This is a genomic window from Limnohabitans planktonicus II-D5 (genome assembly GCF_001270065.2).
Taxonomy (GTDB): Bacteria; Pseudomonadota; Gammaproteobacteria; order Burkholderiales; family Burkholderiaceae_C; genus Limnohabitans_A; species Limnohabitans_A planktonicus.
Genome location: NZ_LFYT02000039.1, coordinates 18,775 through 34,734 on the forward strand (window position 1 = coordinate 18,775; position 15,960 = coordinate 34,734).

Consider the following 15,960-nt stretch of genomic DNA (forward strand, 5'->3'; position numbering starts at 1 on the left):
TTGCTGACACACGATGACGTCGTTTTGGCCTACAGATTGATGTTGGGTCGTGATCCGGAAAATGCGGATGTGGTCAACAATTTGTGCCAGACAGTGCACACCGTGGCCAAACTGCGCGAGGTGTTCATTGGTTCTGCTGAGTTTCAGCAACGCATGGGTGAGTTGTTGGGCTCTCAGCAGTTTGTTCGCCAGCGGCATCCATTCACCATGCCCAGCATTCCCGTTGAGGTGGGTGTCAGCCGTGAGGCTTTGGCTCAAATGTTTGAACGCATTCACCAGGCATGGGAATACCTGGGGGAGACGGATCCTTATTGGTCGGTGGTCACGCAGCCGCAGTACCACATGGATCAGTTCGATTCGCACAAGGATCAGTTTTTCAAATCGGGCAAATACAGCGCAGATCTTTTTTTCGCCGCACTTCGTCGTAACCATGTCAACCCCAATTTGATTGGTTTATGTCTGGAGGTGGGCTGCGGTGTTGGCCGTGTCACCAATTACCTGGCCCAAACGGTGGAACGGGTACTGGGCGCAGACATTTCGGCCCATCACCTGGAGATTGCAAGGGACCATCTGGCCAAAGAGGGGCGTAGCAATGTCACGCTCAAGCAATTGACTGATATTCGGTCCTTGAATGATTTGCCCCCTGTAGACGCTATTTTTTCAGTGATCACTTTGCAGCACAATCCGCCGCCTGTGATTGCATGGATGTTGCGCACTTTATTGGGCTGCCTCAAACCCTCCGGCGTGGCGTACTTGCAAATACCGACCTATCGAAATGGGTATTTGTTTGAGGCTGATCGTTATTTGAATACACCGCCTACAAAGTCTTTGGAAATGCATTTTTTGCCTCAGCATGAGATTTTCAAAATTGTGGATGAGGCCGGTTGTCGTTGCCTTGAGATTCGCGAAGACAGCATGGTGGGAGAAGAAAGCAAGATGCTCTCCAATACGTTTGTATTCCAGAAGTCGGCTTAAATTGATCGAGCAATGAGGCTGTCAAATGTTTGAGCCGGGGGTTGATCTTTTGCCATTGGCCAAACGTTTTGTTTGGCGCTTACGGGAGGATGTGCGCAAGGGGCAATCGGCGGGCTTGGTACCCGCACCCAAGTCGTTTGATTTTTGGTGGTTGACACGGGGGCGTTCTGAATACCCGGCCTGGGCCAAGCTGACTGAGCAGGATCGGCAACAGCTGTCTGAGCCCCGGGGCTCGATCAAATTAGGTTCGGCTGAACTGCCTGTGCCCCAGGCCTTGGCACTGGTTTTGCAGTTCAGACCTGATGTGGTGGAGAAGTTCACGGTCAACGGTCAGCTCGATGTGTTGGCCGTTGCGGGTTGGTTTTTTGCCATCGGCCAGAAAGAGCATTTGTTGCAAGCGCTGGTAGACGACAAGTTGTTGCGTTTGCTGGACAAGCCGCTGCTGTTGGAGGGGGACTCTGCTGCCGAAGCAGCACCATCCGTGACCCTGTTGATGCGCTTGGTTTGGCACATGCTGGATGTGTCTTTGCAAAAAGCCATGCCCTTGACCCAGGCCGTTACGCGTGAGCGTTTTATGGCCTGGTTTTTTGTGGTCGCCGTTCCTACATTTGAGTTGCAGCCCATGGTCGCCAGTCGTTGGCGGCATTGGTTGCTGCAAGAGATCGCTTTGCCCGAGCCAGCTCAGAGGGTGTTGCCCAGATTTGCGATGCTGGTGCATGCTTTATCACCCGATTTTTCCGCTCGTTATGATTTGTTGACCGAGGCGGGCGTCAATCAGCTTGCGTATTGGGCCGAACAACAGACTCAGAAAGAGAATGCTCCATGGCATTGGCTCAAGGTAGGCAAGGTATTTGAGTCTCAAGCTGCCCGCCCTCTGGAGCCCTTGCCTTTGGCCCAGCATCCTTTTGGCGTGAATCTTTACGGATTTGCCTATGGCGAGTTGGGTATTGGAGAGGATTTGCGCATGGCCGTGGCCGCGTGTGAGTCCGCAGGTATTCCTTACCGTGTGGTCAATATTGATGCGGGCAAGGATTTGCGCCAAGCCGATGATGTGCTCAAGCATCGTGTGCAAAGCAGTCAGGACCAGGCACCATACGCCTTCAACATTTTTTGCGTGCCAGGTTTTGACATGGTGTCTCGCGTGTTTTTGCGCAAGGGGCCTGACTTATTGCGCAATCACATCAATATTGGCTGGTGGCCTTGGGAGTTGCCTGTCTGGCCCAAGGCCTGGAATGAGGCCTTTGATTTGGTAGATGAGTTGTGGACGGGGAGCGAATTTACCGGTGCTACGTACAAAAAATCGACAAACAAGCCCGTACACCTGATGTCTTTGCCAGTATCCGTTGATCGGGGGCGCTCCAAACCACGTACCGATTTTGGCTTGCCTGATGGGGCGTTTTTGTTCCTGTTCATTTTTGACTTCAACTCACATCTTGCGCGCAAGAATCCGGGGGCAATCATTTCGGCCTTTGAGCAAGCATTTACACCGAGAAATACGGATGTCGGCCTGGTACTCAAGGTGATGAATGCACAGAAACAAAATCCGATTTGGCAAGCATTTGTGAAGCGCTGTGCAAAAGACAAGCGCATCAAGTTGATCACTGAAACCATGGATCGTCCGGATGTGTTGGGTCTGGTTGAGTCTTGTGATGCCTATGTGTCCTTGCACAGAGCAGAGGGCTTTGGCCGCACCTTGGCTGAGGCCATGCTGTATGGCAAACCCGTCATTGCGACGGCGTATTCAGGCAATGCCGATTTCATGCACCCCGAATGGAGTTTTCCGGTAGCGTATGAAGAGGTTCCGGTGAATGCAGGTGAGTATCCCTTTGTCGAAGCAGATGATGCAGCGCAATGGGCAGATCCTTCGGTGGCAGATGCTGCGCGTCAAATGGTATTGGCCCGCAAGCGCGCACGGGAAAGGGGATTTGCCGAGGGAGTCCAAACATTTGCGCAACAGCAGTTTTCGATTGCGCGCATTGGGCAGTTGATGAAAACACGCTTACAGGCGTTGGCAACGTTGCACGGTATTCCAGTGAATTGATACTTCGGCCTTTTCAAGCCGCAAGACCGTGTAATTGCTACAGGCGTTCAATATTCAGTGCGCTCTTATCTCCACAAAACTGCCCAGCGACTGGGCCTCACCTTGACCTTTGAAGGCGAGGGCGTGAACGAAACGGCCAAGGTGGCCCGCATCACCGGCGACAACGCCCCTGCACCCAACGTGGGCTAAGTGGTGGTGCGTACCGACCCACGTTATTTCCGCCCCACCGAGTTGGAAACCTTGCTGGGCGACCCCAGCAAAGCCAAACAACACGCGCTGCTGAACATGGCAACAACATATCCGAGACCGTGTTCGGTAGTTGTTCAGAAAATATTTGGAAGATAATGATTTTTTAAGAAAATCTTTTCCTCCGAAAGAAAATATGAGCCTCCTGGGTTACGCCTATCTTCATTCGCATTTGGAGCTGACGGCGTTTGATCCATCCACGTATGCGAGGCGGGGGGCGGTACGCGAGTGACGGCAACGACGGATGGCTTGCTTGCAAAACAAGTGCAAGGTGTAGGCCAATCGGCGCAAAAAGTTTGCCAGCACTGTCCCTGAGGCTGTCTTAGATGCCATAGAGGAAGAATGGCAAATGTTGTTTGCCTCCATTGAATGAACTTCGTAAATCTGAACTAAATGCACATGTCTCCATTAATTCCAGTGGTGTTGTCCGGCGGCAGTGGCTCACGCTTGTGGCCTCTGTCGCGTTCCTTGCGTCCCAAGCAGTTTTTGGGGGTGACCGAAGATGCCTCGCTGTTTCAGCTCACGCTGCAGCGGCTGCAGGGCATCACGGCCGATGTCATGCGGCCCATTGTGGTGGCCAACAATGACCACCGCTTTTTGGTGGGCGAGCAATGCCGAGAGGCGGGCATTGAGCCCTTGAGCATTTTGCTGGAGCCTGTCGCTCGCAACACGGCGCCCGCCATCACCGTCGCAGCATTGGCTTCGCAAGAAGGAGGCGATGATCCGGTGTTGCTGGTGCTGCCGTCTGATCACACGTTTGCCAATGTGCCCGCTTTTCACCATGCCGTGCGCGTGGGCTTGCAAGCGGCTGAAGCTGGGGCCTTGGTGACGTTTGGCATTGTGCCCACACATGCCGAGACGGGTTATGGCTATGTCAAGGCCGCACAGGCACTGAACGCCAATGCGGCAGTGCCCGTGGCCCAGTTTGTTGAAAAGCCCAATCTGGCAACGGCACAGGCGTATCTGCAAGAGGGCAGCTACACCTGGAACAGTGGCATGTTCATGTTCAAGGCATCGGTGTTTTTGCAAGAGTTGGCGCAGCACAATCCGGCCATGCTCGCAGCCTGCGAGGCCGCCTGGCGTCTGGGCAGCAAAGACCTGGAGTTTGTGCGACTGGACAAAGAAGCCTTTGCCCAAAGCCCATCTGATTCGGTCGATTACGCGGTGATGGAAAAGACCGCCAAGGCCGTGGTGGTGCCGCTCGATGCGGGTTGGAGCGATGTGGGCGCATGGTCTGCGGTGTGGCAAGTGTTGCCGCAAGACGATCAGGGCAATGCAACACGCGGTGATGTTTTGCTGGAAGGCGTGACCAACAGCTATGTTCATGCAGACAACCGTTTGGTGGCCTTGATTGGGGTGGATGGGTTGGTGGTTGTAGAAACATCAGACGCTGTGCTGGTGACCCACAAGGACAAAGCCCAGGATGTGAAAAAAGTGGTGGATCGCCTGAAGGCGCAAAAGCGGCCCGAGGTGGATGTGCACCGTGAGGTGTTTCGTCCATGGGGGTCTTATGACTCTGTGGACAGTGGCGAGCGCTTTCAGGTCAAGCGCATTGTGGTCAAGCCCGGTGCCAAGTTGTCGGTGCAGATGCACCACCACCGTGCCGAGCATTGGGTGGTCGTATCGGGCACGGCCAGTGTGTGCATAGGCGATGAGACGAAGTTGATCACCGAAAACCAATCGGTGTACATCCCGGTCGGGGTGGTGCATTCGCTCGAAAACCCGGGCAAGCTGCCTTTGCATTTGATCGAGGTGCAGTCGGGGTCTTATTTGGGCGAGGACGACATTGTGAGATTTTCTGACCAGTACGGTCGTGCGTAATGAGGCTGCTTTTGCTCGCATGCCGGTTGATGGGCTTGTGAGGTTGGTTGATTGATTTTTTTGATGCGAGCCTGATGAAAATTGCTATCGCTGGAACGGGGTATGTGGGTTTGTCCAACGGCATTTTGTTGGCCCAAAACCATGAGGTGGTCGCCCTGGATGTGGTGGCGTCCAAGGTGGAGCAGCTCAACCGCAAGGTGTTGCCGATTGAAGATGTGGAGATGGCGGACTATTTGTCCAACAAGCCACTGAATTTCAAGGCGACGATGAGCAAGGAAGAGGCTTACCAGGGGGCGAGCTTTGTGATCATTGCCACACCAACGGATTACGACCCGGTGAGCAATTGTTTCAACACCCAGTCGGTCGAGTCGGTGATTGCGGACGTGTTGGCCATCAACCCACAGGCCACGATGGTGATCAAGTCCACTGTGCCCGTGGGTTTTACAGAACGCGTGCGCTTGAAGTTCATGACGCACAACGTGTTGTTTTCACCAGAGTTTTTGCGTGAAGGCAAGGCCTTGCAGGACAACTTGCATCCCAGCCGCATTGTGGTGGGGGAGCGTTCCGAGAGGGGGCAGGCCTTTGCTGATTTGTTGGTCGAAGGGGCCATTAAAAAAGACATGCCTGTGTTGCTTGCCGACAGCAAAGAGGCCGAGGCCATCAAACTGTTTGCCAACACTTACCTGGCCATGCGCGTGGCCTATTTCAATGAGCTGGACAGTTACGCGGCGTCTTTGGGGCTGGATACGCGGCAGATCATTGACGGGGTATGTCTAGACCCGCGCATTGGCAACCATTACAACAATCCTTCTTTTGGTTATGGTGGGTTTTGTTTGCCCAAGGACACCAAACAGTTGTTGGCCAACTATGCGCAAGTGCCGCAAAACATCATTCGTGCGGTGGTCGATGCCAATAGCACCCGCAAAGACTTTGTGGCCTTTGATATCTTGAAGCGCAAACCCAAGGTGGTGGGCATTTACCGTTTGGTCATGAAGGCGGGCAGCGACAATTTCAGGGCCAGCAGTGTGCAGGGCATCATGAAGCGGCTCAAGGCCAAAGGGGTTGAAGTGGTGGTGTATGAGCCTGTGCTTCAAGAGTCACACTTTTTCAACTCCGAGGTCATTCAGGACCTGGCTGTGTTCAAGCAGCGAGCCGATCTGATTGTGGCCAATCGCCAGACAGATGATTTGGCCGATGTCTCTGCCAAGGTCTACACGCGGGATTTATTCGGTTCGGACTGAGAGCAGGCGAATTTTCCTGTCAGCTGCGATGGGTATGTCGACAACTCCCGCAGCAACTCTTGAGACGGCACGCTGAAGTTTGAAACGGGTGAGCGATGTCATCTCGTAGGTCGGTACTCGCAGAGTCCGACATGATGGGTTTCGCCGCAGGCCCATGTCGGGGTCTTCGACCGCCGACCTACAACATCTTTGAGCATTGAAGTTTGAAACGGGTGAGCGATGTCAGCTCGTAGGTCGGTACTCGCAGAGTCCGACATGATGGGTTTTGGCACAGGCCCATGTCGGGGTCTTCGACCGCCGACCTACAACATCTTTGCGCATTGAAGTTTGAAACGGGTGAGGGATGTCAGCTTGTAGGTCGGCACTCGCAGAGTCCGACATGATGGGTTTCGGCACAGGCCCATGTCGGGGTCTTCGACCGCCGACCTACAACATCTTTGAGCATTGAAGTTTGAGACTGGTGAGCGATGTCATCTTGTAGGTCGGTACTCGAAGAGTCCGACATGATGGGTTTCTCCCCAGGCCCATGTCGGGGTCTTCGACCGCCGACCTACAACTTCTTTGAGCATTGAATACTTCTCAGGGCCGGATCAACAGCCGCTGTTTCATCGCAGGTACGTTTGCAAAACAGGCTTGTACTTGTTTGCCAGGCCTTCGTAAGAGAATTGTTGCTGCAAGGCCAGACCCGCCAGATTGCGTCCTGTTCGGGACTTTTCCCGGGCTTCGTGCAAGCGCTTCAAGGCGTGGGTTTCATCGGGCTCGGCCCACCAGCTTTTGACCGTGAGGTTAGGGTAGTCGTGGGCCTTGACTTCTGAGCGGGTCCAGTTGACCAGCAGGGTGTTTTCGGCTGTCACAAAATCTTGAGGCCCTGAAAAATCCGTGCACACCAGATACAGGCCGTTTTGCAGCGCTTCAACCAGGGTGCGGCCAAAACCTTCACTGCGATGCAGGGACAAATAGCAATCAGAACTGGCGTAAAGATCGCTTAATTCACTGGGCTCCAAGGTGTCTTTGATCACTTTGATGCGAGGGTGCCGGGGCAGCCAGTTCAAGGCATCTGGCCCCATGTTTTGCCACCGGCTGATTTTGAGGATGAGGTAGGCATCAGGACAGGTTTGGGCCATTTCCAGAAAAACCCGCAGCACTGCCTGCGGGTTTTTTCTTTGCAGTGTCGAATGCAGGTCGAACATATACAGTGACACGAAAGCATGGGCCGGGATTTTGAGCTTCTTCCTGAAGTCCACGCCCCGGCCAGCTTGTTGCACGACAGGCAAGGGCAGTGCCAAAGTGAGTTGTCGCGATTGGGCAAAAAAGGCTTGTTGCACAAATCGGGTGGGGCACCAGATGTGGTCCATCAACTGGAGTGCAGGGACTTGATCGGCAGGAAAGTCCGGAAGTTCCCAGAGAAAATAGCCCACCTTTTTTTGGGGCTGTGTGAGCAGTTTGGGATGCAGGCGAACCAGTCGTTCACACTCCGTGGCGGCCATGAAAAAAATGCTGGTGGCGTGGTCTTGTGTGGTCATGTGCCGCCATGAAACTTGCACGCGGCCTTGAACATCGGTGGGCACATCGATGACCGAAAAAGCAATGCCCAGGTGGTCGAGCATGGCCGCAAAAGTACGCAAATCCTCACCCAGTCCCATGGGTGAAGTGGCGTAGCCTACAAGATTGAATCCGGGGGGGGCACTCATATGGGAAGTGTAGGTTTAAACTTGTAAATTCCAGAATCAATGCCTGCATAAAGTTTTGCAGGTGCAGGAGAACAAAATTGGCGACATCCAAGAAAAAAAATGCGGTCAAACCTGTGGCTCAAAAAACTTTAAGCCCAGGCAAGACGCCCTCCAAACCGGTATCTGGTAAGCCCGCAGCGGCTGAACCCGTAAAGCCTGTGACGCAAGGTGCGGTGCCGGATCATGCAGCCGCGCTTGCCATGCCAAGCCCAAATGCAGTCAGCGTCTCTGCGATCAATTCTCTCGCCCCCGGGTCAGCGCCAGTAGCGGCGCCAGCTCAAGTTGCAGAGGATGAAAAGACCAGCACGCCCGATTTGCCTGAAGCTTCAGGGCCCAAGCCAGAGGTGGAAGCTCAACTGGAGCGCAAGTTGTCGCAAGAGCCACCGCGTGCATTGAATTCACCGATCAGGATTTTCCAGATTTACTTTGAGGGTTGGCAGCGGGAATTGCTGGACCCGGCTTTCTATCCGCTGGACAACAGCCGCAATTCATCGGAACTGATGGAGTTCAATGTCTTCGAGCAATTGCAGCGCAATGCAGCGACACAGGGTGTCGAACTTTGGGGTGCGCTGTCCTGGCGATTTGCAGAAAAGACCGGCATGCAAGGTGCTGAATTGGTCAAACAGATTGTGGACCACCCGGGCTATGACGTTTATTTTTGCAATCCACATCCCAATAACGAGGCCATTTATCACAACATGTGGGTGCAAGGGGAGGTGTCACATCCTCAATTCCTAGAATTGGTTCGACTGTTCTATGCAGCCGCAGGTTTGGATGACAAAGAGTTGACTGCCATTGAGCCTTCGAGCAATTTTTCAGCGGCCAATTATTTCGTCGCGTCCCAGAAGTTTTGGAGTTTGTTCATACCGTTTGTCAAACGGGTCTTGGTGACGGCAGACAAGCGATTGGACCCCAAAATTCGGGATCTGATTCACTCCAAAGTGGCTGATGACAAGGCTTTGCATGCGGGGGCGACCTACATCCCGTTCATTGTGGAGCGTTTGTTCATGGTGTTCATGCGCAGCGAAGGCAAGGGGCTCAAGGCTTACAAAGTGGCTTTGCCCGAGCGGGAACGGGAATTGAATGTTCACCTGAAATTGTTGCGCGAGATGAAAGATGTGGCGCATAAAACCCAGTCCGCCTGGTTGGCTGCCTGTTGGGTCAACTACCGTAACCTGTACTTGAGTCAGACCAATGGCAAGGCTTGGTGTGAAAAGTACTTGCGTGCCATCACGCCGATTGAAGTCAAATTTGGCTCTTGATTCGGCCCGGTGAAGTTTTCAATGCTCAAAGAGGTTGTAGGTCGGCGGTCGAAGACCCCGACAGGGGCCTGTGCCGAAATCCATCATGTCCGACTCTGCGAGTGGCGACCTGCGAGGTGACATGTCTCACGCATTTCAAACTTCAGCGTGCCGGAACCATAGGTCGGCATCGTCAGATCGGACACTGCGGACTTCGGCTCAGGCTGCAAGCTTGCTCTGTCGCCAGCGACCTACGGGGTGAAGTTGCAAGTGTTTCAAACTTCAGTGTGCCGAATCAATAATTTCGGCATTGGGGCCGTTGGGCCGTTGTGAAATAGGGGTGGTGTATGAGTTTCTTGTCTTCGTTGTTTGGGAAAAAAAGTCCTACGCCTATGGTGCCCGCGATGGAGCAGCCAGAGAAAGAGCCTGCACCGTTTCCGGTCGAGGCAGCGGTGGCTCAGGTCCAGGCGCAATTGAGGGAGGCGGCCAAGGGTGATTTGCAAGACGCCGCTGGCATCTTGGCTGGTTTTACTGGCACGCCTGCACCAGTGCCAGAGCCCGCACCAGCGCCAGCGCCCAAGCCAGCGCCAGAGCCCAAGCCAGCGCCAGAGCCCAAGCCAGCGCCAGAGCCCAAGCCAGCGGCAGAGCCCAAGCCAGCGCCAGAGACCACACCAACCCCAGAGACCACACCAACCCCTGAACCAACGCCAACACCTGAACCAACGCCAGCACCCGCACCCGCACCCGCACAGCTTGTTGATAAGCCTGCGGTGCCGGCTATCGGTAGAGATGAAGTGATCGCGGCATATCGCTTGTTCTTGCGGCGTGATCCGGAATCAGAAGCGGTCATTGCGCCGCGCCTGGGCATGTCGCGAGAAAATTTGCTGAGCACTTTTGTCATGTCGCCGGAATTTTTGCAAAGACCCGAGCACGTCAAACTTTTGTTGGAGGTGGCAACGTCCATTGAAGTGCGCAAGAAAATTCCAGACAATTTAGTCGGGATGCCATCGGTCACAGAGGGCGATATTGAGGCTGCAAAAAGAATTTTCTGGCCAGAGCCGCAGGCCCAGCCTTTGGAGCCTTTGCCCGGACAGTCAGCAGAGCAGGCCTTGGCGCAGATGATGCGTTCTGAGCATTTTCAAAAAAACGAGTTCAATGCCAAATTGGTGACCGTCGTCGCTGGACAAATCATTGAGCGTTTGAGTAAAAAGTAGGTGCCCCGCCCTCGGGGCGATGTCTGGTGGACTGTGAGGCTCCAACGCGGCGAGGGAGCAGCTCCCACAAAAAAGCGCTCATGCAAACATCAGCGTGCCTGATCTGTGAAGTTTTCGATGCTTAAAGATGTTGTAGGTCGGCGGTCGAAGACCCCGACATGGGCCTGCGGCGAAACCCATCATGTCAGACTCTGCGAGTACCGACCTACGAGCTGACATCGCTCACCCGTTTCAAACTTCAATGCGCAAAGATGTTGCAGGTCGGCGGTCGAAGACCCCGACATGGGCCTGCGGCGAAACCAAAAATGTCGGACTCTGCGAGTACCGACCTACAAGATGACATCCCTCACCAGTCTCAAACTTCAATGCGCAAAGATGTTGTAGGTCGGTGGTCGAAGACCCCGACATGGGCCTGCGGCGAAACCAAACATTTCGGACTCTGCGAGTACCGACCTACGAGATGACATCGCTCACCCGTTTCAAACTTCAATGCTCAAAGATGTTGAAGGTCGGCGGTCGAGGACCCCGACAAGGGCCTGCGGCGAAACCAAAAATGTCGGACTCTGCGAGTACCGACCTACGAGATGACATCGCTCACCCGTTTCAAACTTGAATGCTCAAAGATGTTGTAGGTCGGCGGTCGAAGACCCCGACATGTGCCTGTGCCGAAACCAAACATACATGTCGGACTCGGCGAGTACCGACCTACGAGCTGACATCGCTCACCCGTTTCAAACTTGAATGCTCAAAGATGTTGTAGGTCGGCGGTCGAAGACCCTGACATGGGCCTGCGGCGAAACCAACCATGTCGGACTCTGCGAGTACCGACCTACGAGGTGACATCGCTCACCCGTTTCAAACTTCAATGCGCAAAGATGTTGTAGGTCGGCGGTCGAGGACTCCGACATGGGCCTGCGGCGAAACCCATCATGTCGGACTCTGCGAGTAACGAACTACGAGATGACATGTCTCATACATTTCAAACTTCAGCGTGCCGGATCACTGAGGAATCGTTTGGGGGGCAGCGATGGGGCTGGCGCCTCTGGCGATGATGGACACGACGGAGTTGTGTGTTTGTTCGTAGAGCTGATAAGGCCTCAACACGGTGCTCAGCGACAGGTTTTGCTGTCTGACCGTGACAGGTGTCGTTTGCAAAAACTGGATCAGAAGTGAAGAGCGCAGTGCGTAGTTGACGTTGACCAGCAGGTCCTGTGTGCGCTCTGCGATTTTTGGGGTGTTGAGCTTGCGTTGCACCATGCCCACCACCGTGCCATCTGGCCCGAGCACCGGGCCCCCCGAATTGCCTTGCGAGACTTCGGCACTGATTTGCATGAACCCGCTCTCGGTGTTGTTGGAGTTTTCGTTGCGATAGCCGTTGATGATGCCTTGGGTGATTTTTTTGCTCATGCCCTGAATGCGAGGTTGCGGGTAGCCAATCACGCTGACCTCCAGGCCCAGGGGGACTTGTGTGCCGGGGTACAAGGCCAGTGGCGGCAGTTCGATGCGGGCTTTGAGCAAGGCCAGGTCCAACACGGCGTCAGTTTGCAGCACTTGCGCCAGTGCCCAGCGCGGCTGACCAGCGGAGTTGTGTCCCACCGGGCCGACCAGCACGCTGGTGCGGCCTTTGACCACATGCAACGCCGTCAGAACGTAACCTTCGCTGACCACAAAGCCGGTGCCCCAACTCACGGCTTGTGCCGCCGGTAGGGTGGCAGATGGGGGAGGAGGAGGGGGGACTTCGCTGTCTTGCGCGTGGCTAACGCAAGGCATCGTCAGCAGTGCGCACAGCCACAGGGCGACGCTGCGACCTGATGCTTGGTGCCAGCGGTTCCGTATGGGTGTCATGAGCAAGGTCAAAGGCATGAAATCAGTCGGTTGGCAAGGGGTAAACTTGTCTGCAATGTACACATTTCTGGTTCCACTCAGGATTTTGGGGCTTCGCTGCCGGGGAGGTCGTTTGTGCAATCGCTCTTGATCGACGCGCGTGAACTGGCTCAAGAAGCGCCCAGGCTGGTCAGTGCCGGGCCATTGATGGTGATGCCGTGCACCGATGTGCAGGCGGCCCAGCGGGCCATGGACCTGGCATGTTCTCGCGCCCAAACTGATGGCTTGATGGTGGCGGTGCTCGATGTAGATCGCATGGGCTTTGTGGACGTAGCCAATCAGGTGTTTCGGGCCTCTCAAAGCCCATGGTTTGGTTATCTGGCCCAAGATGCTTTTGCTGGCCGGGACTGGATGGCCCTGGCGCTGCGTGCTTTGCAAAAACCTTCTGCCGCACTGCTGGGCTTTAACGACGGCAAGTGGCATGGTCAATTGGCATCGTTTGGTCTGGCCTCGCGGGCTTGGGCGCAAACGGTGTACGGGGGGGATTTGTTTTTTCCGGGTTACCGCAGCCACTTTGCCGATGTGGAGCTGACTTTGGTGGCGCGCCAGCAGGGGGCTTATGTGTATGAACCCGACAGCGTGTTGATGGAAGTGGACTGGGGCAAGGACCGCGCCACGGTGCGTGCCGAAGACCGCAGCTTGTTCAAGGCGCGTGCCCGCCAGGGCTTTGGGCAGCGCGTGACTGATCCTGCCTTGTTGGGTTTGTTTGCATGAGCATCCGCCAGATCAATGCCAGTTATGTAACCGATGAGGACCGGGTGATGCTGCGCCTGACCACCTTGACCCATGAAGAGTATCGGCTGTGGCTCACGCGGGCGGTGGTGGGCGGCTTGATGCAGCAGACCGAGGCACTGGCGGTGAAAAAACTGACACGCAACCACAAGGTGCAGCAGGCCCAGGCGGTGGCGCAATTGCAGCAACAGGCTTTGCAGCAAAACGCCAGCTACACCCAGTTTGAAGGGGCTTCGCGTTTGCCCTTGGGGGCCGATCCGGTGTTGGTCAAAGCCGTGCAGACGGGTTTGCAGGATGACGTGCCGCTGCTGTTGCTGCAATTGGCCAAAGGACAAAACCTCAGCCTGCGCCTGAGCGACGATTTGCTGGGCAAGATCCAGTTGCTGATGCACAAAATGAACGATGCCGCCCGCTGGGCATTGCGTGTTTTGCCCACTGCTGGCTTGGCCACGCAGCCCGCGATGGATGATGAAGGGCGGGCAACCAAAGACCGGCTTCTTTCTCGCGGGGCGGCGATCGAAAACCCCGACATCAAGCCTGCACCAGGTCAGGCGGCATCGGCCCAAGCCCTGCCCGACCCAGACCCACTCGATGAACTCACGCCCGGCGACAGTCTCCCGCGCAGAAAGTTGTTGCACTGATGAGCCCCCAAGAACAGGCCCTGCGTCAACTGCTCACACACGCGCAGCAGGCCATGAATGCCGGGCGCTGGTTGCAGGCGCACCAGGGCTTTTATCAGGCCCTTCAAAGCGGGTCGCAATCTCCCCAGGTGCACCACAACCTGGGTTTGTGCGAATTGGCGCTGGGGCGGCATGACGCGGCACTGCGCCACGCCCAACAAGCCCTGAATTTGTCGCCATCACTGTGGCAAAGCCGCATGGTGCAAGGCAAGGCGCTCAAGGCCCTGAAGCAGCCCGAGGCCGCAGATGCGGCGTTTGCGCAGCTCTTGCAAACCCAGCCTGACAACGGCGAGGCCTTGTTGGCCCGGGCCGATTTGGCCATCAATGTGTTTGGCTTGCCTTTGCAGGCCATGCAGTGGGTGCGCCCCTTGTTGCAAAGCCCGGAGCATGGCGAAGATGCACAACTGACTTTGCTGATGGCCAGTGTGTATGACCGCGACAGCACGGCGCAGGTGCTCAGTGATGCGGTCAAGGCTTTTTCCCGGCGTCATTTGCGCTTGCCTGAGGGGGTGTTGACGACTCAGACCATCACCCCACAAGAGCGCAAGCCAGGGCCGGGCGGTTTGCGCCCCCGCGTGGCCTTGCTGTCGCCACATTTTTCGGCTTCGCCGGTGTATTTTTTGACGATTGCCGGATGGCGCCATGTGGCCAAGGGCTCGGACATCGTGGTCTTCAATCGGGGCTACCAATCGGACTGGGCCACCGAGCAGTTCAAAGACCTGGCCACCGAATGGGTGGATGTGCAGACCTTGTCCGCCGAGGCCCTGGCCCAGCGCATCCATCAGGCCGACATCGATGTGCTGTTCGACCTGGGCGGCTGGATGGACCCGATGGGTCTGAAGGCTTTGTCGGCCAAGCCTGCACGCGAGATGTTCAAGTGGGTAGGGGGGCAAAGCCTGACCACGGGGCTGGAGACCTTTGACGGCTGGATCGGCGATGAATGGCAGTCGCCCAAACGGTTTCAGCACCTGTACACAGAGCCCTTGGTGAACATTCCGGGCGGCTACGCCACCTACACACCGCCGCCTTATATGCCCTCGGTGCCCCAGCACAAACACAGCACACCCGTGATTTTTTCCAACCCCGCCAAATTGTCCCGTGGCTTTTTGGCCTGGCTGGCCAAATTGCCCGGCCCCAAGCGTTTTGTGCACCACCAATTCCGTTTTGAACGAACCCGCCAAAAAGTGCTTCAGGCCTTGGGCACGGCCGGGGTAGAGTTCATTTGTCCCGCAAGCCACCGCGAAGCGCTGGAAATTTTGGGACGCCACGAGTGGATGATTGACACCTTTCCCTACAGCAGCGGCCTGACTGCCCGTGAAGCCGCCGCCATGGGCATGAAGGTCAAGGTGTTTGCTGGCGAGTTGTTTTGCGAACGCCACAGCCTGCATTTGCAAAACTGAAAACGTCGGACTCTTCGAGTACCGACCTACGGGGCATTGGTGTTTTGTAGGTCGATGGTCGAAGACCCCGACATGGGCCTGTGAAGCCCACAAACGTTGAATCAGGATAGCGCCCAAGCCCACAAACGTCGGACTCTGCGAGTGCCGACCTACAGGGGCATTGGTTTTTTGCAGGTCAGTGGTCGAAGACCCCAATATGGGCCTGGTGAAGCCCACAAACGTTGAATCAGGATAGCGCCCAAGCCCACAAACGTCGGACTCTTCGAGTACCGACCTACAGGGGCATTGGTTTTTTGCAGGTCAGTGGTCGAAGACCCCAACATGGGCCTGGTGAAGCCCACAAAAGTTGAATCAGGATAGCGCCCAAGCTCACAAACGTCGGACTCTTCGAGTGCCGACCTACAGGGGCATTGGTTTTTTGTGGGTCGGTGATCGAAGACCCCGACATGGGCCTGGTGAAGCCCACAAACTTTGAATCAGGATAGCGCCCAAGCCCACAAACGTCGGACTCTTCGAGTGCCGACCTACAGGGCATTGGTTTTTTGTAGGTCGATGGTCGAAGACCCCGACATGGGCCTGGTGAAGCCCACAAACGTTGAATCAGGATAGCGCCCAAGCCCACAAACGTCGGACTCTTCGAGTGCCGACCTACGGGGCATTGGTTTTTTGTATGTCGGTGGTCGAAGACCCCGACATGGGTGCGAAATCAAAAGCCTTAAACGGCCCCTCAAGCCCAACGATCACTGACCCGTGAA

General features: G+C 55.6%; 13 protein-coding genes. 10 read left to right on the forward strand and 3 right to left on the reverse strand.

The window, feature by feature from the left end; translation table 11 throughout:
• The 5 genes from H663_RS39275 to H663_RS39290 all read left to right on the forward strand — a co-directional run bounded on the left by H663_RS39275 (position 1) and on the right by H663_RS39290 (position 6,324).
• Positions 1-975, forward strand: coding sequence for a class I SAM-dependent methyltransferase (locus H663_RS39275; protein ID WP_133240070.1), 975 nt, complete (start codon positions 1-3; stop codon positions 973-975).
• Between the two features lie 388 nt (positions 976-1,363).
• Positions 1,364-3,016 carry a glycosyltransferase gene (locus tag H663_RS39280; protein WP_165803957.1) on the forward strand — a complete coding sequence of 551 codons (1,653 nt, stop codon included), beginning with the start codon at positions 1,364-1,366 and terminating at the stop codon, positions 3,014-3,016.
• A gap of 57 nt (positions 3,017-3,073) precedes the next feature.
• On the forward strand, positions 3,074-3,205 hold the full coding sequence (locus H663_RS42560) for a hypothetical protein (protein ID WP_420844067.1): 132 nt from the start codon (positions 3,074-3,076) through the stop codon (positions 3,203-3,205).
• Positions 3,206-3,655: 450 nt separating this feature from the next.
• Entirely contained in the window at positions 3,656-5,083 is a 1,428-nt protein-coding gene (locus tag H663_RS39285; RefSeq protein WP_205872756.1) for a mannose-1-phosphate guanylyltransferase/mannose-6-phosphate isomerase, read from the forward strand.
• 74 nt (positions 5,084-5,157) lie between these two features.
• Entirely contained in the window at positions 5,158-6,324 is a 1,167-nt protein-coding gene (locus H663_RS39290; protein ID WP_053171440.1) for a nucleotide sugar dehydrogenase, read from the forward strand.
• Positions 6,325-6,929: 605 nt separating this feature from the next.
• Here the strand turns inward: H663_RS39290 and H663_RS39295 are convergent.
• Positions 6,930-8,015: a glycosyltransferase gene (locus H663_RS39295; protein WP_083451042.1), complete on the reverse strand. Its 1,086-nt coding sequence runs from the start codon at positions 8,013-8,015 to the stop codon at positions 6,930-6,932.
• Between the two features lie 239 nt (positions 8,016-8,254).
• Between H663_RS39295 and H663_RS39300 the strand changes: the two genes are divergently transcribed.
• Positions 8,255-9,316 (forward strand): hypothetical protein, encoded by a 1,062-nt coding sequence (locus tag H663_RS39300; protein ID WP_133240071.1) that lies wholly within the window; start codon positions 8,255-8,257, stop codon positions 9,314-9,316.
• Between the two features lie 507 nt (positions 9,317-9,823).
• On the opposite strand, the gene H663_RS41750 is transcribed toward H663_RS39300, so the two are convergent.
• Positions 9,824-10,045, reverse strand: coding sequence for a hypothetical protein (locus H663_RS41750; protein ID WP_165803958.1), 222 nt, complete (start codon positions 10,043-10,045; stop codon positions 9,824-9,826).
• Positions 10,046-10,065: 20 nt separating this feature from the next.
• Between H663_RS41750 and H663_RS41755 the strand changes: the two genes are divergently transcribed.
• On the forward strand, positions 10,066-10,509 hold the full coding sequence (locus tag H663_RS41755) for a hypothetical protein (RefSeq protein WP_165803959.1): 444 nt from the start codon (positions 10,066-10,068) through the stop codon (positions 10,507-10,509).
• 999 nt (positions 10,510-11,508) lie between these two features.
• Here the strand turns inward: H663_RS41755 and H663_RS41760 are convergent.
• On the reverse strand, positions 11,509-12,198 hold the full coding sequence (locus H663_RS41760) for a S1 family peptidase (RefSeq protein ID WP_165803960.1): 690 nt from the start codon (positions 12,196-12,198) through the stop codon (positions 11,509-11,511).
• Between the two features lie 270 nt (positions 12,199-12,468).
• Between H663_RS41760 and H663_RS41765 the strand changes: the two genes are divergently transcribed.
• The 3 genes from H663_RS41765 to H663_RS39325 are packed head-to-tail and all read left to right on the forward strand — an operon-like array spanning position 12,469 to position 15,205.
• On the forward strand, positions 12,469-13,107 hold the full coding sequence (locus tag H663_RS41765) for a hypothetical protein (protein ID WP_053169741.1): 639 nt from the start codon (positions 12,469-12,471) through the stop codon (positions 13,105-13,107).
• A complete protein-coding gene (locus H663_RS39320) occupies positions 13,104-13,766 on the forward strand; it encodes a hypothetical protein (protein ID WP_053169739.1) in 663 nt (220 codons plus the stop codon). Before H663_RS41765 ends, H663_RS39320 begins: the two co-directional genes overlap by 4 nt.
• Positions 13,766-15,205, forward strand: a complete 1,440-nt coding sequence (locus H663_RS39325) for a tetratricopeptide repeat protein (protein ID WP_053169737.1) — start codon at positions 13,766-13,768, stop codon at positions 15,203-15,205. Before H663_RS39320 ends, H663_RS39325 begins: the two co-directional genes overlap by 1 nt.
• The last annotated feature ends 755 nt before the right edge of the window (positions 15,206-15,960 follow it).